This window comes from Streptomyces sp. NPDC054866, from assembly GCF_053610745.1.
The window spans coordinates 485460-507481 of the sequence record NZ_JBSGZA010000004.1 but is presented as its reverse complement, the minus strand read 5'-3'; the positions used below and the strand labels follow the sequence as shown (position 1 = coordinate 507481).

At 69.8% G+C, this 22022-nt stretch carries 15 protein-coding genes; 8 read left to right on the top strand and 7 right to left on the bottom strand.

Annotation, left to right across the window (positions count from 1 at the left end; translation table 11 throughout):
• Positions 1 to 7: 7 nt before the first annotated feature.
• Both yicI and ACWGI2_RS22995 read right to left on the bottom strand, forming a co-directional pair.
• On the bottom strand, positions 8 to 2278 hold the full coding sequence (gene yicI, locus ACWGI2_RS23000; RefSeq protein WP_453697298.1) for an alpha-xylosidase: 2271 nt from the start codon (positions 2276 to 2278) through the stop codon (positions 8 to 10).
• A complete protein-coding gene (locus ACWGI2_RS22995; protein WP_453697297.1) occupies positions 2275 to 5157 on the bottom strand; it encodes a glycoside hydrolase family 3 C-terminal domain-containing protein in 2883 nt (960 codons plus the stop codon). Before ACWGI2_RS22995 ends, yicI begins: the two co-directional genes overlap by 4 nt.
• A 277-nt stretch (positions 5158 to 5434) precedes the next feature.
• On the opposite strand from ACWGI2_RS22995, the gene ACWGI2_RS22990 reads away from it, so the two are divergent.
• The 5 genes from ACWGI2_RS22990 to ACWGI2_RS22970 are packed head-to-tail and all read left to right on the top strand — an operon-like array spanning position 5435 to position 11839.
• Complete coding sequence (locus ACWGI2_RS22990) at positions 5435 to 7141, top strand: extracellular solute-binding protein (RefSeq protein WP_453697295.1); 1707 nt, start codon at positions 5435 to 5437, stop codon at positions 7139 to 7141.
• A gap of 1 nt (position 7142) precedes the next feature.
• Positions 7143 to 8162, top strand: coding sequence for an ABC transporter permease (locus tag ACWGI2_RS22985; RefSeq protein WP_453697293.1), 1020 nt, complete (start codon positions 7143 to 7145; stop codon positions 8160 to 8162).
• Complete coding sequence (locus ACWGI2_RS22980; RefSeq protein ID WP_453396172.1) at positions 8159 to 9085, top strand: carbohydrate ABC transporter permease; 927 nt, start codon at positions 8159 to 8161, stop codon at positions 9083 to 9085. The genes ACWGI2_RS22985 and ACWGI2_RS22980 overlap by 4 nt, the downstream gene beginning before the upstream one ends.
• 7 nt (positions 9086 to 9092) lie before the next feature.
• Positions 9093 to 11129, top strand: a complete 2037-nt coding sequence (locus tag ACWGI2_RS22975; RefSeq protein WP_453697292.1) for a beta-galactosidase — start codon at positions 9093 to 9095, stop codon at positions 11127 to 11129.
• On the top strand, positions 11126 to 11839 hold the full coding sequence (locus ACWGI2_RS22970; RefSeq protein ID WP_453697290.1) for a glycoside hydrolase family 12 protein: 714 nt from the start codon (positions 11126 to 11128) through the stop codon (positions 11837 to 11839). Before ACWGI2_RS22975 ends, ACWGI2_RS22970 begins: the two co-directional genes overlap by 4 nt.
• Here the strand turns inward: ACWGI2_RS22970 and ACWGI2_RS22965 are convergent.
• From ACWGI2_RS22965 to ACWGI2_RS22945, 5 genes are all read right to left on the bottom strand, one after another.
• Positions 11836 to 14565 carry an exo-rhamnogalacturonan lyase family protein gene (locus tag ACWGI2_RS22965; RefSeq protein WP_453697289.1) on the bottom strand — a complete coding sequence of 910 codons (2730 nt, stop codon included), beginning with the start codon at positions 14563 to 14565 and terminating at the stop codon, positions 11836 to 11838. The two genes, ACWGI2_RS22970 and ACWGI2_RS22965, sit on opposite strands and share 4 nt — an antisense overlap.
• Before the next feature lie 97 nt (positions 14566 to 14662).
• The gene (locus tag ACWGI2_RS22960; RefSeq protein ID WP_453697287.1) at positions 14663 to 15217 is read right to left on the bottom strand and encodes a hypothetical protein; all 555 of its coding nucleotides are present in this window, start codon (positions 15215 to 15217) and stop codon (positions 14663 to 14665) included.
• 6 nt (positions 15218 to 15223) lie between these two features.
• Positions 15224 to 16090 (bottom strand): carbohydrate ABC transporter permease, encoded by an 867-nt coding sequence (locus ACWGI2_RS22955; RefSeq protein ID WP_453697285.1) that lies wholly within the window; start codon positions 16088 to 16090, stop codon positions 15224 to 15226.
• Positions 16087 to 17085, bottom strand: a complete 999-nt coding sequence (locus ACWGI2_RS22950; RefSeq protein WP_453697711.1) for a carbohydrate ABC transporter permease — start codon at positions 17083 to 17085, stop codon at positions 16087 to 16089. Before ACWGI2_RS22950 ends, ACWGI2_RS22955 begins: the two co-directional genes overlap by 4 nt.
• An 11-nt stretch (positions 17086 to 17096) precedes the next feature.
• Positions 17097 to 18398 (bottom strand): ABC transporter substrate-binding protein, encoded by a 1302-nt coding sequence (locus ACWGI2_RS22945; RefSeq protein ID WP_453697284.1) that lies wholly within the window; start codon positions 18396 to 18398, stop codon positions 17097 to 17099.
• Positions 18399 to 18698: 300 nt separating this feature from the next.
• On the opposite strand from ACWGI2_RS22945, the gene ACWGI2_RS22940 reads away from it, so the two are divergent.
• The 3 genes from ACWGI2_RS22940 to araD are packed head-to-tail and all read left to right on the top strand — an operon-like array spanning position 18699 to position 21981.
• The gene (locus ACWGI2_RS22940) at positions 18699 to 19343 is read left to right on the top strand and encodes a GntR family transcriptional regulator (RefSeq protein ID WP_453396165.1); all 645 of its coding nucleotides are present in this window, start codon (positions 18699 to 18701) and stop codon (positions 19341 to 19343) included.
• Positions 19340 to 20269 carry a dihydrodipicolinate synthase family protein gene (locus ACWGI2_RS22935; RefSeq protein ID WP_453697283.1) on the top strand — a complete coding sequence of 310 codons (930 nt, stop codon included), beginning with the start codon at positions 19340 to 19342 and terminating at the stop codon, positions 20267 to 20269. The genes ACWGI2_RS22940 and ACWGI2_RS22935 overlap by 4 nt, the downstream gene beginning before the upstream one ends.
• A complete protein-coding gene (araD, locus tag ACWGI2_RS22930; RefSeq protein ID WP_453697281.1) occupies positions 20266 to 21981 on the top strand; it encodes an L-arabinonate dehydratase in 1716 nt (571 codons plus the stop codon). Before ACWGI2_RS22935 ends, araD begins: the two co-directional genes overlap by 4 nt.
• Positions 21982 to 22022 lie beyond the last annotated feature (41 nt).

The window sequence follows — 22022 nt, the reverse complement described above, 5'->3', positions numbered from 1 at the left end:
GGACGGCTTACACGTCCTTGTCGCCGCTGCCGGGCAAAGGGTTGCCGTCCGGATCCGACCAGTTGGCCACGGGCCGCACCGCGAAGGCGCGTGTGCTCCCCTCCGCGGTGACCCGGACCCCGGCTCCGTCCCGTACGGCGCGGAAGACGGCGGCCGGCCGGCCTTCCAGGTCGGGCACGGTGATCCCCGTGCCGTCCGCGGTGTCCGGGGTGACCAGGAGGGTGAGGTCCTGGAGCCAGTCGCCGTCGGGGCGCTGGTCGTCGGCGCCGATCGGGAGCAGCGCGCCGGGGCGTACGTACAGGGGGAGGCTGTCGAAGCCGTGGGTCTCGCGCCGCCAGGCCGGGCCCCGGACGGTCTCGCCGGTCAGGAGATGGGTCCAGGTGCCTTCGGGCACGTAGAACTCGACGTCCCCCTCGGCGGTGAAGACGGGGGCGACCAGGAGGTCGGGGCCGAGCATGTACTGGCGGTCCAGGGTGCGGCAGGCGGGGTCGTCCGGGAACTCCAGGAGCATCGGACGCATGACGGGGACGCCCGTGCGGTGGGCCTCGACGGCGGCTCCGTACAGGTACGGCATGAGGCGGTGCTTGAGCCGTGTGAACTTCCGTGCCACCTCGACCGCTTCGTCACCGAAGGCCCACGGCACCCGGTAGGAGACGTTGCCGTGCAGGCGGCTGTGCGAGGACAGCAGGCCGAAGGCGAGCCAGCGTTTGAAGACCGCCGGGTCGGGAGTGCCCTCGAAGCCGCCGATGTCGTGGCTCCAGAAGCCGAAGCCGGAGAGCGAGAGGGAGAGGCCGCCGCGCAGCGACTCGGCCATCGCGCCGAGCGAGGCGAAGCAGTCACCGCCCCAATGCACGGGGAACTGCTGGCCGCCCGCCGTCGCGGACCTGGCGAAGAGGACCGCGTCCCCCGGGCCGCGCTCCTTCTCCAGGAGTTCGAAGACCGTGCTGTTGTAGAGCTGCGCGTAGTAGTTGTGCATGCGCGCGGGATCCGATCCGTCGTGCCAGACGACGTCGGTGGGGACACGTTCGCCGAAGTCGGTCTTGAAGCAGTCGACACCCTGGTCGAGCAGGGTGCGCAGCTGGTCCGCGTACCACTGGCGGGCGGCCGGGTTCGTGAAGTCCACGAGGGCCATGCCCGGCTGCCAGAGGTCCCACTGCCAGATGTCGCCGTTCGGCCGCCGGACGAGGTAGCCCTCGGCGGCGGCCTCGGCGAAGAGGTCGGACTTCTGCGCGATGTACGGGTTGATCCACACGCTGACCTTCAGGCCGCGTTCGCGGAGCCTGCGCAGCATGCCCTCCGGGTCGGGGAAGACTTCCGGGTCCCAGCGGAAGTCGGTCCACTGGTACTCGCGCATCCAGAAGCAGTCGAAGTGGAAGACGCCGAGCGGGATGTCGCGCTCGGCCATGCCCTCGACGAAGGCCGTGACGGTCTCCTCGTCGTAGGGCGTGCAGAAGGACGTCGTCAGCCACAGTCCGAACGACCAGGCCGGCGGCAGCGCGGGGCGGCCGGTCAGCGCGGTGTAGCGGCGCAGGACGTCCTTGGGCGTGGGCCCGGCTATGACGTAGTACTCGATGGACTGGTCCTCGACGCTGAACTGGACCTGGCCCACCGACTCGGAGCCGATCTCGTAGGAGACCTTGCCGGGGTGGTTGACGAAGACGCCGTAGCCGCGCGAGGAGAGGTGGAAGGGGATGTTCTTGTAGGCCTGCTCGCTGCTCGTGCCGCCGTCGGCCTGCCAGATGTCGACGTTCTGGCCGTTCTTGACGTACGGGGTGAAGCGTTCGCCGAGACCGTAGATGTACTCCCCCACTCCCAGGGCGAGTTGGCCGATCATGTGGTGACTGCCGTCGCGCGCGGTGGCGAAGCCGGTGCCTCTGCGCTCGACGGCGGTGAGGCGCTGTCCGTCGGCGTCGAGGAATTCCAGGCCCCAGGCCTGGTCGGTGTCCAGGCGTACGGTGAGCGGGCCGCTGGCGAGTTCGGTGACGCTGCCCTCACGCCGGACGCGCCCCGCTCCCTCGGTGGCGTTCAGGCCGAACTCCGGTCCGTGCGCGGCCTTTCCCGCGTGGTGCGTCGCCCGTACGCCGATCACGCCATCGGCGGGCGAGAAGCATTCGACGGTGACGAGCGGCGTGTTGAGGGTGTCGCCGCGTTCGCGGACCCGGTGAACGGCGGCGTACGCGGTGAACCGGCCCTCGCCTTCCCGCACGTCGCGCACGTCGGTCGCGTACGAGGCACGCACCCCGTCGCGCATCAGCCAGAAGCCGTCGGTGAACTTCATGCGGTCTCCCTCGGCTGGGCGGTGGCGGTGGCGGTGAAGGTGATCCGGGCGAGGCGCAGGGGGCCGCGCAGCCGCACGCGCAGATCGCGTACTCCGGCGGCGGTGAAGCCGGAGGTGTGCGAGGCGTAGTCGTACACGCCTCCGGTGGCCGGGACGGTGACGGTGGTTGCGGTGCTGCCCGAGATGAGGTCGACGGCTCCCCCGCCCGCCACTTCGACCGAGACGTCATGGACGCCGTCTCCGAAGTCGCAGGCACAGAAGAGCAGTTCACCTGTACCACCGTCCCGGGGGCGCACGGCGTCGCCGTGCGTCCTGGCGCGGTCGACGATCTCGGTGCGGTCCTGTTCGTCGTATCCGGTCGCTGCCAGGCCGGCCTCCCGCACCGGCCTGGCGGCGATCGGGGCGCCCTCGACGTGGACGGTCGCGGCGAGCCGGATGTCGACGCTGGAGGCCCCGGCGAGGATCTCGTACGCGCCGGGCAACACGGCCCAGCGGTCCTGCCGGACGTCCCAGAACCCAAACTCGGGCAGGGGCAGTTGGAACTCCAGGCGGCAGGAGGCCCCGGCCGCGAGGTGGACGCGGCGGTGCGCGGCGAGCTGCCGGTGCGGCAGGGCGAGGGCGGTGGCGGCTTCCTCGGGTGCCCGGGTGTAGAGCTGGGCCACCTCGTCCGCCGCGACGGGTCCGGTGTTGGTGACGGTGAACGCGACGCGGATCAGCTCTCCGTCGCGCACGGACGTCAAGTCCTCGTACGCGAAGGAGGAGTAGCCGATGCCGTGCCCGAAGGGGTAGAGCGGGGTGCCGTCGAAGTAGAGGTAGGTCTGCCGGGAGCCGATGATGTCGTAGTCGAGCAGGTCGGGGAGGTCGGTGTCGGCGGCGTACCAGGTCTGCGGGAGGCGCCCGGCCGGGGAGACGTCGCCCGCGACGACCCGGGCGAGGGCTGTGCCCGCGGCCTGTCCGCCGTGTGCGGTCCACAGCAGCACGGGCAGCTTGGCGTGGGCGTCGGCGACCGCGTACGGATAGGCGGAGACGAGGGCGAGCGCGGTGCGGGGGTTGGCGGCGCGGGCAGCGCGCCACAGCCTGTCCTGGTGGGGCGGCAGGGCGAGCGTCGTGCGGTCCTCGGTCTCGCGGCCGTTGATGTGGGGGTCGTTCCCGGCGACGACGATCACCGCGTCGGCCTCGGCGGCGGCGCGGGCCACGGCATCCTCGCCGCGCTCCACGTATTCGACGGTGAAGACCTGGGGCTCCTCTGCAACCTTCACGCCATCGGCAACCTTCGCACCGTCGGCGGCGACAGAGACGTACCCGCCCGTCCCCGTGTGCTCGATGAGGTACCCGTCCCCGTGCCCGACCAGCGCGAACGTCTCCTGTACGACCCAGCCGCCGGGTTGGTCCGCCGACGCGCGCACGAAGCCGTCGTCGGCGACCGAGAGGTAGCGGCCGTCGGGGGCACGCAGCGTCCATGTGCCGCCTCCCCAGTCGACGAGGGCGAACTCGGTCGGCTCGGGGCCGCAGGTCAGGGGCGGCAGATCGGTACGGCCTGCGAGCAGCGCCGGGTCCAGGGCGATCTCGGCGTCCCCGGACCGGCCGCCGTCCTCCTCGGAGTGCGGCACGCGGAGCCATCCGGCCGCGCACTTCAGGCGCACCCGGTCGGTGCCTTCGGTGAAGGTGACGCGGTCGGCGCCGAACCGCTCGCGCAGGCCGTCGAGGGGGGTGCTGCGGTGGATGGGGGTGCCGCTGTACCAGTCGGTCTTGCACTCGTCGGCGAGGAGTCCGACGACCGCGATCCGGGTGCCTTCGGGCAGCGGGAGCAGCCCGTCGTTCTTGAGCAGGACGATGGCCTGCTCGGCGGCCTCCTGGGCGAGCGCGCGGTGTTCGGGGGTGTCGAAGGCGTGCGAGGCCGGGTCCGCGTACGGACCCTGTCCGGGGTCGAACTCGCCGAGCCGGAAGCGGACGGACAGGTGTCGGCGTGCCGCCGTGTCGATGTCCTGCTCCGTCACCAGGCCTTGTTCCAAGGCTCGTTGAATGCGCCCGGTGATGATCGATGCGTCCGTGCCGTGGTCGGTGAAGCTGTCGACGCCCGCGACGAGTGCCGCCGCGGTGGCCTCCTCGTGGGTGTCGAAGTACTTCTCGGAGTCCACGAGGTTGCTGGGCGCCCCCGCGTCGGAGCAGACGAGCAGCTCCTGTTCTGTCCAGGTGCGCAGGTGCTCGCGCAGGTGCGGCGAGAGGTGGTTGGGGCGGCCGTTGACCAGGTTGTACGCGGGCATCACCCCGGCCACGGCGCCCGCCTCGACGGCGGCGCGGAAGGCCCGCAGGTCGTACTCGTGCAGGACGCGCGGGCGCACGGAGGCGGACGAAGTGTCCCTGTGCGTCTCGTTGTTGTGGGCCAGCCAGTGCTTGAGCACGGGGGCGGTGCGCCAGTGGTCCGGGTGGTCGCCGCGCAGGCCCCGGGTGTAGGCGACGGCGATCGCGGAGGTGAGCCGGGGGTCCTCCGAGTAGCCCTCCTCGTTCCTGCCCCACAGCGGGTGGCGCAGGAGGTTCACCGTGGGCGCCCAGAGGTTGAGGCCGACGCGGTCGTCCCGCGCGCGCATGGCCCGCGCCTCGGTGGCGACGGCCTCGCCGATACGGCGGACGAGGCCGTCGTTCCAGGTGGCGCCGAGCCCGACCGACTGCGGGAAGACGGTGGCGGGGCCCATCCAGGCGACGCCGTGCAGGGCCTCCTGTCCGGTGCGGAACGCGGCGATGCCGAGCCGTTCGACGGCGGGCGCGAACTGGTGCAGGAGCGCGATGCGTTCGCCGCTGGTCAGCCGGGACAGCAGGTCGTCCACGCGCTGGTCCAGGGGCAGTTCGGGGTCACGGAAAGGCTGCGGGCTTGCGGTCACGTGCGGATCCCCTTGGCGAGCGGTGGGCACGGTGGAAGTGACTCGTGGTCGTTCTTCTTGCTGTTCTTCTTGTCGTTCTTGTTGCCGTTCTTCTTGGCATTCTTCGAAGCGCTTCGATGCTCTGTGCAGCTCAAGCGGATGTCAAGGCGGCAGTCATGCGACACCTCTTGTTACGGCCCATGCCTTCACTTAACCTCGCAGCAATATCGAAGCGCTTCGAAAGCCGACCGGCGGTGACCGCCGTGTGTCCGGGCACGCGCCACGAAGGGTTGACGCAATGACGCCGAACTCCCCCTCCAGCAGCTCTCGTTCGAGCTCCAGCAGCTCTCATGCGAGCCGGAGAACCTTCCTCGCCCACTCCGGCCTCGCCGCGCTCGCCGTGGCCGGCGGGGCCCCACTGCTCGCGGCCTGCGGGGGCAGCGGGTCGAAGAACGAGGGCACCACGACGGGGAAGAAGCTCAAGGGCCTGCTCCCGGCGTACACCGCGTCGGACCTGGCGAGCCCGGACATCCCCGCCAAGAACGGCTCGGCGGCGGGCTTCACCAAGGCCCTGCCCGCGTCCCAGCTGAAGGTGTCGGTGCCTCAGAAGCTCGGCAAGGGCGGCGAGTTCACCGTCATGGCGCCGATCTGGGGGAACGTCCCCAAGCAGGGCAATCCCTACTGGACGGCGATGGACAAGGCGGCCGGTGTCCGCGTCAAGTGGCAGAACCAGCAGGGCGACACGTACGGCCAGAAGCTGGGCGCGGTCCTCGCGTCCAGCGGTGTCCCGGACGCCGTGGTCGTGCCCGGCTGGGAGCTGACCGGCAAGATACCGAGCGCCATCGCCAACAAGTTCGCCGATCTGGGCCCCTACTTGAGCGGCGACAAGATCAAGGAGTACCCGAACCTCGCCGCGATCCCGACCGGCGCCTGGCAGCGCTCCATCTTCGGCGGCAAGCTGCGCGGCCTGCCCATGCCCTCCGCCACCACCCCGAACATCGCGCCGTTCTACCGCACCGACCTCTTCGAGAAGGAAGGACTCGAAGCGCCCACCAGCGCCCAGGAGTTCTTCGACCTGTGCAAGCAGCTCTACGCCCCCAAGAGCAAGGTGTGGGCGTGCGGCGACATGACCTGGGCGGCCTGGAGCATCTTCGGCGTACTGCCGGAGAAGCCGTACTACTGGAAGCTCGTGGACAGCAAGCTCGTCAACCGCTACGAGACCGACGAGTACCTCGAAGCCCTGGAGTGGTCGCGGGGGCTCTACTCGGCGGGCTTCGTCCACCCCGACGCGAAGGCCGAGACCGGCAGCATCGGCGACCTGTGCGCGGCGGGCAAGGTCTGGATGTACTGCCAGGACCTGTCCGACTGGTACGGCAAGGCGGCCGTGCAGCGCGTGGACAACAAGAAGTTCCGCATGGAGGCGTTCGACTACTTCGCCCCCGACGGCGGCGCGCCCACCCTCTACGCACGTCCGCCCGCCGACATCTGGACGTTCATCAGCGAGAAGGCCGACGAGAAGACCGTCCGCGACATCCTCGCCCTCGCCAACTACACGGCAGCTCCCTACGGTTCGAAGGAGCAACGCCTTCGCATGTACGGCGTCGAGGGTGTCCACCACACGTTCAAGGACGGCGTCCTCACCAAGAACGGCAAGGGCAACAACGAGGTCTTCTCGACGTACGAGTACCTCGCGTCGCCCGCGCCCTTCGTCGCCTACCCCGACCTGCCGGACGTCACCGAGGGCATGGTCGAGTGGCAGCAGCGCCAGGGGGCGCACACGAAGAAGCCGCTTTTCCACGGCATGATGATCATCGAGCCGACCCGGTACACCGAACTGAACGCCGAGTTCGAGGACCTGGAGAAGGACATCGTGCGCGGTCGCAAGAAGGTCGGCGACATGCGGCAGGCGGCAGCGGACTGGAAGTCGGGTGGCGGCGACAAGCTGCGCGACTGGTACAAGAAGCTGCTCGACGAGACCGGAGCGACCGGCGACGCGGCGTCCTGACATGGCCCAGAGCACGACTCACCCGCGCGACACCACCCAGCCGGCGCCCGAGACACCGGCCGTAGCCGCGCCCCCCGCGAAGAAGACGGCATCCCGCGTCCCGCTGCGCCACCGGCTGCGCCGCGACCGCGTACTGCTCCTCATGGTGCTGCCCGCGCTGCTGCTCCTGCTCGTCTTCAACTACGTGCCGCTGATCGGCAATGTCGTCGCCTTCCAGGACTACGACCCCTACATCGCCGACAACGCGTTCCAGGCGATGGCGCAGAGCCCCTGGATCGGCTTCGAACACTTCCGGCACATGGCCGAGGACCGGCTGTTCTGGCAGGCGGTCAGGAACACCCTCGCGATCTTCGCGATCCAGCTCACGCTGTTCTTCCCGCTGCCGATCGCGCTCGCGCTGTTCATCAACAGCTTCGTGCGGCCCCGGGTGCGGGCGGTCGCCCAGGCGATCCTCTATCTGCCGCACTTCTTCTCCTGGGTCCTGGTCATCACGGTCTTCCAGCAGATGTTCGGCGGAGCGGGCCTGGTCGCACAGGTCCTGCGGGACCACGGGCACGAGGGCTTCGACCTGATGACCGACCCGGGCCTGTTCAAGTTCCTGGTCACCTTCGAGATGGTGTGGAAGGACGCGGGCTGGGGCGTCATCGTCTTCCTCGCCGCACTCGCCGCCGTCAGCCCGGATCTGTACGAGGCGTCGGCGATGGACGGCGCGAACCGCTGGCGGCGCATGTGGCACATCCAACTGCCCGCGCTGCGCCCGGTGGTGGCCCTGCTCCTGGTGCTCCAGGTCGGCAACGCGCTCACGGTCGGCTTCGAGCAGATCCTGCTCCAGCGCACCGCCGTGGGCCCCACGGCCTCCGAGGTCCTTGACACCTATGTGTGGAACACCGGCCTGGACAACGGCAACTTCGGCTACGGCGCCGCCATCGGCATCGTCAAGGGTGTCTTCGGCCTCCTGATGGTGCTCGGCGCCAACAAGGCCGCCCACCTCATGGGCGAGCAGGGGGTGTACAAGCGATGAGCGTGCTGAACTTCGGCATCAGGCCGGGCAGCCGCACCGGTCTGCGTCCGGTGTGGGAGGAGCCCCCGACCCGGGCCGGCCTCGCCACCAAAGGGGTGACGCTGACCCTGGTCTGTCTGGCGGTCCTCTTCCCGGTGTGGGTGGTGGTCGTCACCAGCCTCTCCTCGGTGAAGACGATCACCGAGACCGGCGGCCTTGTGGTGATCCCCCGGGGCGTCACCTTCATCCACTACCAGGAGCTGCTCGGCGGCGGCCAGGTGTCGCGCGCCACGCTGGTCAGCGTGGGTGTCACGGTCGTCGGCACGCTCTTCAGCATGGTGGTGTCCGTCCTGTGCGCGTACGGGCTCTCGCGCCCGGGATCGGTCCTGCACCGCCCGATCCTCCTGGTCATCGTCGCCACGATGTTCTTCGGCGCCGGGCTCATCCCCACCTACCTGGTGGTGCAGGGCCTCGGCCTCACCGACACCTATCTGTCACTGATCCTGCCGAGCGCCCTGAACGTCTTCAACATCCTCGTCCTGCGGGCGTTCTTCATGGGCACGGCACAGGAGCTGATCGAGAGCGCCCGCATCGACGGGGCCGGGGACCTGCGCATCCTGTGGCGGATCGTCATGCCCCTCTCCCGCGCGGTGATCGCGGTCATCACCCTCTTCTACGCGGTGGGCTACTGGAGCGCGTGGTTCAACGCGTCGATCTACCTCAGCGACCCGGACATGATGCCGCTGCAGAACGTCATGCAGCAGCTGGTGATCAAACAGCAGAGGCCGACGGGCCTGTCCCAGGCGATCAACACGGGTCACCTGTCGCCGCTCGCCATCCAGATGGCCGTGATGGTCCTGGCGCTCCTGCCGGTCGCCGTCCTCTCGCCGTTCGTGCAGCGGCATTTCAAGCAGGGCATGCTCACCGGCGCAGTGAAGGGCTGACCCACCGATGCCTTCCCTCGACGACGTCACCCGCGGCCGGATCCTGTTCGGCGGCGACTACAACCCCGAGCAGTGGCCCGAGGAGGTGTGGCTCGACGACGTACGGCTGATGCGCGAGGCCTCGGTCAACTCCGTCACGGTCGGTGTCTTCTCCTGGGCGAGGCTCGAACCCCAGCCGGGCGAGAGGGAGTTCGGCTGGCTGGACCGGCTGATGGAGCTGCTGCACGAGCACGGCATCGGTGTCGTCCTCGCGACGCCGACCTCCGCTCCCCCGCCGTGGCTCGGCCGCCTGCACCCCGAGACGCTGCCGCGGGACGAGAACGGGCAGGTGGAGTGGTGGGGCTCGCGCCAGCACTTCGCGCACTCCAGCGCCGTATACCGCAGGTACGCAGCCGCCATCACCGAGGATCTGGCGGCCCGGTACGCGCACCACCCGGCGCTCACGATGTGGCACATCAACAACGAGTACTGCACCTACGACTGGGGGGACGAGGCGGCGGTGGCGTTCCGCCGCTGGCTCCGGGCGAAGTACGCGTCGCTCGACGCGCTCAACTCGGCCTGGGGAAGCGCGTTTTGGAGCCAGGGCTACGACAACTGGGCGGAGATCCTGCCGCCCCGGCGCGCCCACTACCTGAAGAACCCCGCACAGGTCCTCGACTTCAAGCGCTTCACGTCCGACTCCTGGCTCGAATGTTTCCTCGCCGAGCGGGACATCGTCACCGCGCACACCCCGCACCTGCCGGTCACCACCAACTTCATGCCGTTGTGGGCGGGGCAGGACGCGTGGATGTGGGCCGCGCGGGAGGACGTCGTCTCCGTCGACATCTATCCGGACCCCCGGTACCCGCTCGGCGCCCAACAAGGCGCACTCATCCAGGACATGACGCGCTCTCAGGCTCGCGGCGGTCCGTGGATGCTGATGGAGCAGGCGGCAGGGCCGGTCAACTGGCGCGGTGTGAACCACCCCAAGCCACGCGGAATGAACCGCCTCTGGTCCTGGCAGGCGGTGGCGCGCGGCGCGGACGCCGTCTGCTACTTCCAGTGGCGCCAGTCCCGGCAGGGCGCGGAGAAGTTCCACTCCGGGATGGTGAGCCACGCGGGCGAGCACGGCCGCACCTTCCAGGAGGTCAAGGAGCTGGGCGCCGAACTGGCGCGGGTGGGCCCCGAGGTGGCGGGCACGCGCGTCACGGCCGAGGTGGCCGTCCTGCACGACTGGGACTCCTGGTGGGCGAGCGGGCAGGAGGGCCGCCCCTCCGCCCTGGTCGACCACGCGGAGGTGCTCAGCGCCTGGCACCGCGCGCTGTGGGAGGCGAACACCCCCGTCGACTTCGCCCACCCCGAGCACGACCTGACCCCGTACCGCCTGGTCGTGGTCCCGCACCTCTATCTCCTCACCGACACCGCGATCGACAACCTCCTGACGTACGTACGCGAGGGGGGCACCCTCGTCTGCGGCTTCCTCACCGGCGTGGCCGACGCGGACGACCGGGTGCGGCCCGGCGGCATGGACGCCCGGCTGCGCGCGCTGTTCGGCATCCGCACCGTGCACGAATGGTGGCCGCTGGAGGCCGGGGAGAGCGTGGACTGCGGGGAGTTCACCGGCACGCTCTGGTCGGAGGAACTGCAGGCCGACGACAGCGCCGAGACGGTCGCCGCCTACCGGGGCGGCGAGCTCGACGGGCTGCCCGCGCTCCTTCGCCGCGACCGCGCCTGGTACCTGTCCACGCTCCCCGAGCCCGAGGCCCTGCGCGACCTGCTCGCGCGCGTGGCCGCCGAAGCAGGCGTACGGCCCCCGCTCGCAGGCCTCCCCCGCGCGGTGGAGGCCGTACGCCGCGGCGATCTCCTGTTCCTCCTGCACCACGGCCGCGGGCAGGTGACCGTGCCCGTGCCCGGCAGGCACCTCGATCTGCTGACCGGCGACGCGACCGAGGGTGCGATCACCCTCGGCCGCCACGGTGTGGCCGTCCTGCGCCGCGCCGCCCACGACGACCGCGGGTCCGCCCCGGCCCCGCGGCACTCCCCCCACCCTGGAGACGACACATGACACGACACACCCGCCGCACCCTGACCCGCCTGCTGCCCGCCCCCACCCTGCTGGCGGGCGCGGCGCTCGGGCTCGCCTCCGCCCCGGCCCAGGCCGCCGTCTGGAGCACCTGCGACCAGTGGGGCAACACCACCCTGGGCGGCTACACCCTCTACAACAACATCTGGGGCTCGGGCGCGGGCAGCCAGTGCGTATCGGCGGACTCCGGCACCAAGTGGAGCGTGCGCGCCGACCACCCGAACACCAGCGGCATCAAGTCCTACCCCAACTCCACGAAGGCCATAGGCAAGCCGGTCGACTCGCTGTCCTCGCTGAAGAGCTCGTACGACGTCAAGGTCCCCTCGGCAGGCGACTACAACTCCTCGTACGACATCTGGGACACCGACCACGACTACGAGATCATGCTCTGGGTCAACTACCACGGGAACGTCGGCCCCCTCGGCACCGCCCAGGGCACCGTCAGCCTCGGCGGTCACACCTGGGCGGTCTACAAGGGCACCAACGGCGCCAACGAGGTCTTCTCCTTCCTGCGCACCTCCGACTCGTCGGCCGGGACCGTCGACATCCTCCCGATCCTCAAGTGGATCAAGAACACCAAGGGCTGGATGGGCAACGAGACCATCGGCGACGTGCAGTTCGGCTACGAGATCAGCGGCTCGGCCGGCGGTCTGGACTTCACTACCAACTCCCTGACTGTGTCGGGTAGTTAGCCGGGTAGGTCGTCGCCGACCAGAGCGAGGTTCTGGATCGCGGCGAGGCCGAAGAGCGCGGTCTCGTTGGTGTTGATCCGCAGGTTCTCGTAGCCGGGTTCCAGGACTGCGGGACCTGTGAGGTCGGTGCGGTCCCAGCTCATCGCCTTCGTATAGCCGTCGCTGTCGTGGAACTTCCGCCAGGCGCGCGCCGCGAGCTTCTCGTCCTTCAACCGGGCGGCGGCGTAAGCGTCCTGGCGGGAGTGCCCCTGGAAGAGCAGCAGGCTGCCGAAGTCCTTGCCGTAGCGCTCCTTCTGCTCGGCCTTGGTGGCGTTGAAGTAACGGCAGTAGTCCAGCCACGCCTGCTCGAACTCCGGCTGGTCGACGAGGTCGATGAGCTCGGCGCACATCTCGACCAGGCCGAACATCGCGGAGAGGTGGGAGACGTTGACGGCGGGCTCCGCGGCCACCGCGAACTTCCCTGTGTCCAGGTCGTAGAGGCCGCTGCCCTGGACGAAGCCGTTGGGCTGGGCGGCGATGGTCTCCATGGTGGAGCGCAGGCGGGCCTCGGCCTTGGCCGCCTTGGGGCCGCCGCGTTCCCACTCGGTGAGCCAGGCCGCGGCGAGGCCGCTCCAGTCGGTGCCGAAGCCGATGGACAGGGCGTTGCGGTCCGGTTCGTACGGCTCGGTGCGGATCTTGCGCAGGGGGTCGAGGACGAGGAACGTCTCGTCGGAGTCGACCAGGGCGTGCATGAGGTCGCCGACGCGCTCGTCGGCGGTGAGGAAGTAGTAGGGGCGGCGGTAGACGGCCGTGGAGATCCGCTGCTGCTTGGCGCTGTCCGCGAAGTGCTGCACGCCGTGCCGGGTGCCGAGGCCCGCCCACTTGCCGAGGTGGTAGGAGTCGACCTCGCCGGTGTGGCGGGTCATGGCCTCGGCGAAGCGGAAGATGTCGGCGCGGCCCGAGCGCAGGTAGGCGTACCAGAGCCACAGGTCGGGCGAGAGTTCGGAGTTGTCCCAGGCGTAGCCGCCGACGTCGTACCGCCACTGGTGCCGGTCCTCGTCGTAGGTGTGCATGATGTCGCCGTAGTCCCAGAAGCCGTACCAGCGGCGCTGTTCGGCCTGGTCCTTGTAGTAGGTGAAGAGGAAGTCGAGGTGGTCCTCGATCGTCGCCTTCGCCGGCGTGGAGCGGTCGACGGGCGAGAAGAGACCGCCGCCGAAGACTCCTGCCTTCGTCACGTGTTCGGGGGCGGCGGCCAGCTGGGGCGGGGTGCGGACGGCGGCGGCCTGGTCGACGAGGGTGGCCGCGGAGGGGGTCGCGGCGTTCGCCCAGAACATCAGCTCGCTGGTGCGGGCGATGCCGTACGGGGTGCCGAAGCCCGGTTCGTAGTCCTCGTAGGTGATGTTCAGGCCCTCGATCTGCTCCGGGTAGGTGTCCTGCCCCATGCCGTCGTGGTACGTGCGCAGGTCCATCGGCTGTGCCTCCGGCGACCAGAGCCAGAGCGTGACCTCGGCCGTGTCACCGGCGGCGCCCCGGATGTCCAGCTGGGCGGGGTGCTTCTCCCAGAAGTCCCGCAGGCCGAAGGAGAAGCCGCCGCCGACCCCGCCGACGTACCCGAATCCGGTCGCCCTGCCGCCGCCTCCTGCCGTGACCCAGGTGTGCCCCGGCTTGGTGCGCTTGCGCAGGGTGAAGCCGTCGGCGGAGAGCTGGGCGAGGGTGTAGTCGCCCCAGGTGGGGACGTACTGGAGGCGGGTGGTGACCCGCTGGTCCCAGGTCGCGGGGTCCGGCAGCTTCTCGCCCTTGACCTGGGCGGTGCGGATCGCGGCGCCCGGGTCGCGGCGAAGCCCTGTGATGCCCTTGACCGCCTCGGTCAGGAATCCCTTGCCCTCGCCGGCGATGCGGATGTGCCGGTCGTACGCGGCGTCGCGCATCGGCACACTGAAGCGGACCCCCAGGCCGCGGATGAAGTCCTTCTCCGCGTCGCCGTCGTAGGTGATGGTGTGCACCATGCGGAAGGAGTCAGCGCCGGCGTAGAAGTAGAGGCGCACGCTGAAGGGCAGCCAACTGCGGCTGCCCTTGCGGTGCTTGCCGTCGATACGGACCACGGCGCGTACCGGACCGTCCTGCTCGGTCTTCGCGCCGCTGATCTCGCCGTCGAACCGTTCCCACTTGGCGTTGCCGTGATCGCCGTCGTCGAGGTCGCCCTGGCGGAGCAGCACGAGCCGTCCGTCGGTGGCGATCTTCACGCCGTCGCGGGTGACGGACTCGACGAGCCGCTCGCCGTCCTTGGAGATGACGGTCTTGATGACTCCGGTGTCGACGGTGATGGCCCTGCGGGTCTCGGTGACCTTGACCGCGTTGCCGGGGGCGGCGGGTGCCCCGGCCTTGAGGGTGAACTTGTCGGTGCCTCGCGCCGCCGGGCCCACCGCGTGCGCCGTCCACTTCAGCGATCCGTCGGGCCAGCGGGCGGTGGTCCATGTCTGTACGGGGACGTCCTTGCCGTCGGCGGTGGCGAGGGCGAACTCCTGCCCGGCGGGGTGGGCGCCCTTAGGCCACGGGACGCCGAAGGTGGAGCCGGGCGCGGCACCGAGCCCGCCCTTCTCCAGCCAGCCGATGCCGACGGGGCCGTCGTCCGCCGCCGCGCGGGGAGCCGCTTCGGCTTCGCCGCGGCCGAGGGCCCAGCTGAACTGCGCGGCGGCACCGGCGACCGCTGCGGCCTTGAGCAGGGACCTGCGGGGGATCGGAGACATCTTGATCCTTTCGCTTTGCGTGAGTCTCTTTGCATGGGCATGACAGAGCAGGATGTACGGGCGCCCCCGGTACGGGACCGCCCCCGGCGCGCGGGCGTCAGCCCGCCGCGCCGCGCCGTTCGACGGCGAGCGCGGCCGCCGCGACCATCCCCAGTGCGGGAGCCGCGAGCGGCAGGGCGAACCAGGCGGATGCCGCGACCACCGCGAAGCCGCACACGATCACCAGGGAGCCTGCCGGGTCCCGCAGTGTGCGGGGCGCCGCCCCCGTCAGGAGTGCGCGCCACGACGCGCCGGGCCGCCAGTTCACGGCGGCCCGCAGCCCGGCGACGACCAGGGCGAACAGCGCGAGCACACCGACCGCGCCGACGAGCGGGCCGCCGGGCAGCCCGGCCCGTACGAACGCCAGGTCGGCGAGGACCAGGGCAAGCGCCACCCACCCGGTCAGGCCGACGAGCCAGCCGTGCCGTGTCGCTGACCGCAGGTCCGCGGCGAACTCCCGCCAGCCGCCCGGCTCATGGGACAGATGCCGGTCCAAGTGGCGGGCGCCCGCCGCGAACGCGGCGGGGAGTGTGAGCAGCGGCAGCGCGGCCACGGCGATCCACACACCGGTCAGCAGGCACTCGGCGAAGGTCCCGAAGTGCTTCACCCGCATCCGCGCTCAGCCCTTCAGACCCGACGTGGCCATACCGTCGATCAGGTACCGCTGGAAGGCCAGGAAGAACGCGAGGACCGGCAGCAGCGCGATGAGGGACATGGCGATCATTCCGCCGTAGTTGGCGACGCCCTCCTGGTCGACGAACATCTTCAGGCCCAGCGAGACGGTGTACTTCGAGGGGTCGTTGAGATAGATCAGCGGCCCCATGAAGTCGTTCCAGGAGTTGATGAAGGTGAAGATCGCGCTGGTGATCAGGGCGGGCCTGCACAGCGGAAGGACGATCGACCAGTAGATGCGCAGATGTCCGCAGCCGTCGAGCCGCGCCGCCTCGTCCAGTTCCCTGGGCAGGTTCCGCATGAACTGCACCATCAGGAAGACGAAGAAGGCGTCCACCGCCAGGTATTTGCCGAGCAGCAGCGGCGTATAGGTGTTGATCAGGCCCATCTTCTGGAACAGCACATACTGCGGGATCAGGAGCACGTGATACGGAAGCAGCAGGGTGCCGATCATCAGCGCGAAGAACACGTTGCGCCCGGCGAACCTGATCCGCGCGAAGGCGTAGCCCGCGAGGGAGCAGGAGAAGAGCACTCCCACCACCGAACCGAGCGCCAGGACGAGGGAGTTGGAGAAGAAGGTGGAGATGGAGATGTCGGCGATGCCGTCGGCGAGACCGGAGTAGTTCGCGACGATGGGGTCGGTCGGGAACAGGTCGAGGCTTCCGACGATCTCGTCGTTCGGCTTGAACGAGCCGCCGATCGCCCAGATCACGGGATAGAGGACCACGGCGAGGACCACCAGGGACCCGATGTGCCAGGCCAGCGAACCGGCGCCGCGACGGCGGCGGCCGGACAGTGCGCTCGGTGCGGTCATCGGGAGCCCTCCTCGTAGTGCACCCAGCGCTTCTGGGACCAGAACAGGACCGCCGTCACGAGGGCCACCGCGAGCAGCAGCATCCAGGCCATGGCGGAGGCGAAGCCCATTCGGCTGTTCTCGAAGCCCTGGACGTAGAGATAGCAGGTGTAGACGAGCGAACCGTCCGCTGGGCCACAGGCGTTGCCGCCCGCGCCGCCGCCGACGATGTACGCCGACGCGAAGATCTGGAAGGAGTGGATGGTCTCCAGGAGGACGTTGAAGAAGAGCACCGGGGAGATCATCGGCAGCGTGATGTTCCAGAACCGCCGCAAGGTGCCCGCGCCGTCCACCTCCGCCGCCTCGTACAGTTCGCGCGGCACCTGCTTCAGACCGGCCAGGAAGATGACCATCGGTGCGCCGAACTGCCAGACGGTGAGCGCGATCAGGCTGTAGATGATCCACTGCGGGTCACCGGTCCAGCCGCCGACGTCCATGCCGAAGACCGCCCGCTGCGTACGGTCGACGATGGCGTCGTCCGAGAAGATCGCCTTCCAGACGACGGCGATCGAGACGCTGGCGCCGATCAGCGACGGCGCGTAGAACGCGGCCCGGTAGAAGGCCTGTCCGCGCCGCTTCTGGTTGAGAAGCAGCGCCACGCCGAGGGCCGCCGTCAGCTTGAGCGGGGTGCCGACGACGACGTACCAGAGCGTCACCTCCACCGACTTGCGCCAGCGCGGGTCGCCGAACATCTCACTGAAGTTGTCGAGTCCGATCCACTTGGGGGCGTCGAACAGGTTGTAGTCGGTGAACGCGAAGTAGAGCGAGGCGGCCATGGGTCCTGCCGTCAGGACCAGGAAGCCCGCGAGCCACGGCGACATGAAGAGGAGCCCGGCGATGTTCTCGCCCCGCCGTCGCCGCCGTCGCCGCCGCGCGGCCGCGGGGAGGCGGGCACCGCGCGGCGGCTTCGGCTTCTCGGGGGCGGGCGGGGCGGCGGAGGCCTGGAGGGGCGCCATCGTGCCGCCCATCAGGAACCGAGCGCGGTCTTGCACTCGGTGAAGAACTGCTTCACCGCTTCGTCCACCGACCGCTCCCCCAGGGCCAGTTCCTCCGCGATGCGCAGGAACGCCGCCTCGCAGACGTCGGCGCCCGCCGGGTGCGGTGTGATGGCGTCCAGGACATCGGCTTCGACCAGCTGCTCCTCGTACGCGGCGATCTCCTTGTTGACCGCGGCGATCACCTTGTCCTTCTCCTCGGCGGGCTTGTACGCCTCGTACTGCGCGGTCGTGGTGGGCACCCCGCGGTCGTAGCCCATGATCTTGGCGACCTCGGGGTCGTGCACCATGAAGTCGATGAACTGCGCGACTTCCTTGGGGTGCTGGGTGCGCTTGGAGCCGCTGAGCATCAGCGAGCCGAGGTACTGCCCCGTCTTCTTGCCGTCGGTGGTCGGGATGGGCGCGAGGCCGTACTCGCTCTTGCCCTCGGCGGTGTAGCGGACGGTGAAGTTGTCCCAGGTGAACTCGGAAGCGGCGATCTCGGCGGCCACGGCCGACTTGGGCTTGATCTGGGCGACCTTCTTCGGGTCGGCGTAGATCCCCGACTTCACTCCGGCGTACCCCTTGGTCCACCACTCCTTGAGGTCGGCCTCGTCGAAGCCGAGGCCGTCCTCGGTGAAGAAGGCCTTGCCCTGCTGGCGCAGGTAGGGGTCGTAGAGGTACATGACGCCGTAGAGGCCGCTGTCCCCCGACCTGCCCTGCTTGCGGATCTTCTCCATCGCGGCGTGGTAGTCGTCCCAGGTCCAGCCCATCTTCGGGGTGACCCCGGCCTTCTCGAAGACCGGCTTGTCGATGACCAGGGCCATGGAGTTGCTGCCCACGGGTACGCCGAGCAGCTTGCCGTCGACCTCGCCGAACTTCTCCAGGCCCGCCCGGAATCCGTCCATGCGCAGGTTCCCCGCCTCGGCCTGCGCGTTCAGGTCGAGCAGCACGCCCCGCTGGTCGTACTTGCGCAGGAAGCCGATCGCGTTCTGGAAGACGTCGGGCGGATTCCCGCCGGACGCCTGGGTGTTGAACTTCTTCCAGAAGTCGAGGTAGGGCTGGAAGTCCGTCTTCACCTTGATCTTCGGGTACTTCTTCTCGAAGAGCTCGATGGTCCGGTTGATCCGCTTGGCGCGGTCGTCGGAGCCCCACCACGCGTACCGGATGGTGACGGTCCCGTCCCCCGACCCGCTTCCGCCGCCGCAGCCCGCCGCGGTGAGCCCGAGGGCCGCCAACGAGCCGCCGGCCAGCTTCAACAGGCCACGCCTGTCAACGTCCCTGATTGTCGGCACAGTTGGACCTCCGCTACGCGATTGAATCGTTTTAGGAAAGCGCTTGCCGGGACAAGGTAGGGAGTGGGGATGAGTACGTCAACGGTTCGGACAGGAACGGTCGAAGCGCTTCGAGCCGGAGGGCGCCAACTCCGATATTTCGAACGGGTTTTCCTGCGCGAAACATTGACGCGGGCCGGTCGGCGCCCTAGCTTCATCGCGTCGTACTTCGTACGTCATATATGAGACGCGATACGCGATGACTGCACGACGGCTGTACGCGACGACCGCACGATGGCTGCACGACGACTGAGAGCATCGATGAACTTTGCGCCCCACCCCATCCCCTCACGCACGCAGTACGTGCTGGAGGCGGTCAAGCACCGTATCCTCACCGGGCAGTTGGCGCCCGGCCAGCCCCTCGTCGAGACCGAGCTCGCCGCCCAGTTCGCGGTCTCCAAGACGCCCGTACGGGAAGCGTTGAAGACACTCGCCGGGACCGGTCTCGTCGTCATGAGCCAGTACAAGGGCGCCACCGTGCGCACGGTGGACGCGGCCATGGCGCGGGAGGTCTACGACGTACGACTCCTCCTCGAACCGGAGGCGCTGCGGCGCACCGTCCGCAGCGGCGCCCTCCTGGAGGAGGCGCGCGACGCCCTGGAACGGGCGGACACCGCGGCGGACGCGGCCGAACGCTCCCTGGCCAACCGGGAGTTCCACCGCGCGCTCTACGTCCCGTGCGGCAACCCACTGCTGTCGCGGATGCTCGACGAGGTACGCGACCAGGCGGCCCTGGTCTCCGCCGTCGCCTGGGCGACCCTGCCCTCCTGGGAGCGGGAGGCCGCCGAGCACCGGGAGATCCTGCGGCTCGCCCTCGCGGGGGAAGCCGACGCGGCGGCACGCGGACTCCACGACCACATCGCCTCGTTCGTGCGGCGGGCGTTCCCGGAGGGGGAGCTTTCATGACCGGAACCAGCCACCACGACCCCCGTTTCGATGAGCTGCGTTCGGCCCTCGCCGATGTCGTGGCGATCCCCGTGACGCCGTTCGCCGAGGACGGCGCCGTGGACCGGGACACCTACCGCGCCCTGGTCAGGCGACTGACCGACGGCGGCGTGCGCACCCTCACCCCGAACGGCAATACCGGCGAGTTCTACGCCCTTGACCCCGAAGAGCGGCGCCTGGTCACGGAGTTGACCATGGAGGAGGCGGCCCGCGGCGGTGTCTTCGTCCTTGTCGGTGTCGGTCATGACCTGCCGACCGCGATCGCCGCCGCCCGGCACGCGCGGGACGCCGGCGCCCACATGGTGATGGTCCATCAGCCGGTGCATCCGTACGTGTCCCAGGACGGCTGGGTCGACTACCACCGTGCCGTCGCCGATGCCGTGCCCGAGCTCGGCGTCGTCCCGTACATCCGCAACCCACGGCTTGACGGTCAACGCCTGGCGGATCTCGGCGAGTTGTGCCCCAACGTGATCGGCGCGAAGTACGCGACGCCGGACGCCGCCGCCTTCGCCGCGTTCGCGCGGGACGCGGGCCTGGACCGCTTCGTGTGGGTGGCGGGGCTCGCCGAGCTGTACGCGCCCGCGTACTGGGCCGTCGGCGCCACCGGCTTCACCTCGGGCCTGGTCAATGTCGCGCCCGAGGTGTCGCTGAGCATGCTCCAGGCCCTGCGGGCGGGCGACTATCGGGCGGCCATGGACGTCTGGGAGCGGATCCGGCGCTTCGAGGAGCTGCGGGCAGCCGACCAGTCCGCGGACAACGTCACCGTCGTCAAGGAGGCCCTGGCCGCGCTCGGGCTGTGCCGCCGCGAGGTGCGCCCGCCGAGCCGGGTCCTGCCCGAGGAGCGGCGCGAGGAGATAGCGGCGCTGGTGAAGGCGTGGGCGATATGAGAGCCGACGAGCTGCGCAGCCACCAGTGGTACGGCACGGACGGGCTTCGGTCCTTCAGCCACCGGGCGCGCACCCGGCAGCTCGGGTATCTGCCCGAGGAGCATCTGGGCAAGCCCGTCATCGCGGTCCTCAACACCTGGTCCGACATCAATCCCTGTCACGTCCATCTGCGTGACCGTGCCCAGGCGGTCAAGCGCGGGGTGTGGCAGGCGGGCGGCTTCCCCCTCGAATTCCCGGTCTCCACGCTCTCGGAGACGTTCCAGAAGCCGACCCCGATGCTCTACCGGAACCTCCTCGCCATGGAGACCGAGGAGCTCCTTCGGTCCTATCCGGTCGACGGTGCCGTGCTGATGGGCGGCTGCGACAAGACGACGCCCGCCCTGCTCATGGGCGCCGCGAGCGTCGACCTGCCGACCGTCTTCGTGCCGGCCGGGCCCATGCTCCCGGGTCACTGGCGCAACGAGGTGCTCGGTTCGGGCACCGACATGTGGAAGTACTGGGACGACAAGCGTGCCGGTCTCATCGGCGACTGCGAACTGGCCGAGCTGGAGAGCGGGTTGGCCCGCTCCCCCGGCCACTGCATGACCATGGGCACCGCCTCCACGCTGACGGCCGCGGCCGAGGCGCTCGGCGTGACGATGCCCGGCGCCTCCTCCATCCCCGCGGTGGACTCCGGGCACGACCGGATGGCGGCCGCGTCCGGGATGCGGATCGTCGAACTCGTCCGCCAGGACCTGAAGTTGTCGCGGTTCCTCACCCCGGAGGCGTACGAGGACGCGGTCGCCACCGTCCTCGCGCTCGGCGGCTCCACCAACGCCGTCATCCACCTGATCGCCATGGCGGGCCGCAGCGGCGTACGGCTCACGCTCGACGACTTCGACCGGATGGCGCGCACCGTGCCGGTGCTCGCCAACCTGCGCCCCGGCGGGCAGTACCTCATGGAGGACTTCCACTTCGCGGGCGGACTCCCGGCGTTCCTGGCCCAGTTGACCGACGTGCTCCATCTGGACCGGCCCACCGTCGCCCACGACTCTCTGCGCCAGCAGCTCGCGGGCGCCACCGTGCACAACCCCGAGGTCATCCGCCCCCGCACGAAGCCCCTTGCCGACGAGGGCGGTGTGGCGGTCCTGCGCGGCAACCTCTGCCCGGACGGCGCCGTCATCAAGCACATCGCCGCCGAGCCGCACCTGCTGCGGCACACCGGCCCCGCGGTCGTCTTCGACGACTACCGGCAGATGCAGAACTCCATCAACGACCCGGAGCTCGGCATCACCGCCGACCACGTCCTCGTGCTGCGCGGCTCGGGCCCCAAGGGCGGTCCCGGCATGCCCGAGTACGGCATGCTCCCGATCCCCGACCACCTGCTCAAGCAGGGGGTGCGCGACATGGTGCGGATCTCCGACGCGCGGATGAGCGGCACGTCGTACGGCACGTGCGTGCTGCACATCGCGCCCGAGTCGCATGTGGGCGGGCCGCTCGCCCTCGTCCGTACGGGAGACCTGATCACCCTGGACGTCGAGGCGCGCTCGCTCCATCTTCGCGTCTCCGACGATGAGTTGGAGCGGCGGCGGGCCGCGTGGACGCCGCCGCCCGTGCGCTACGGGCGCGGCTACGGCGCGCTCTACAACGAGCAGATCACCCAGGCCGACACCGGCTGCGACTTCGCGTTCCTGGCCCGCGAGGGCGAGGTCCCCGACCCGTACGTGGGCTGAGCCCTCTCCCCTCCCCCCAGCTCTCCATTTGTACGAGATTT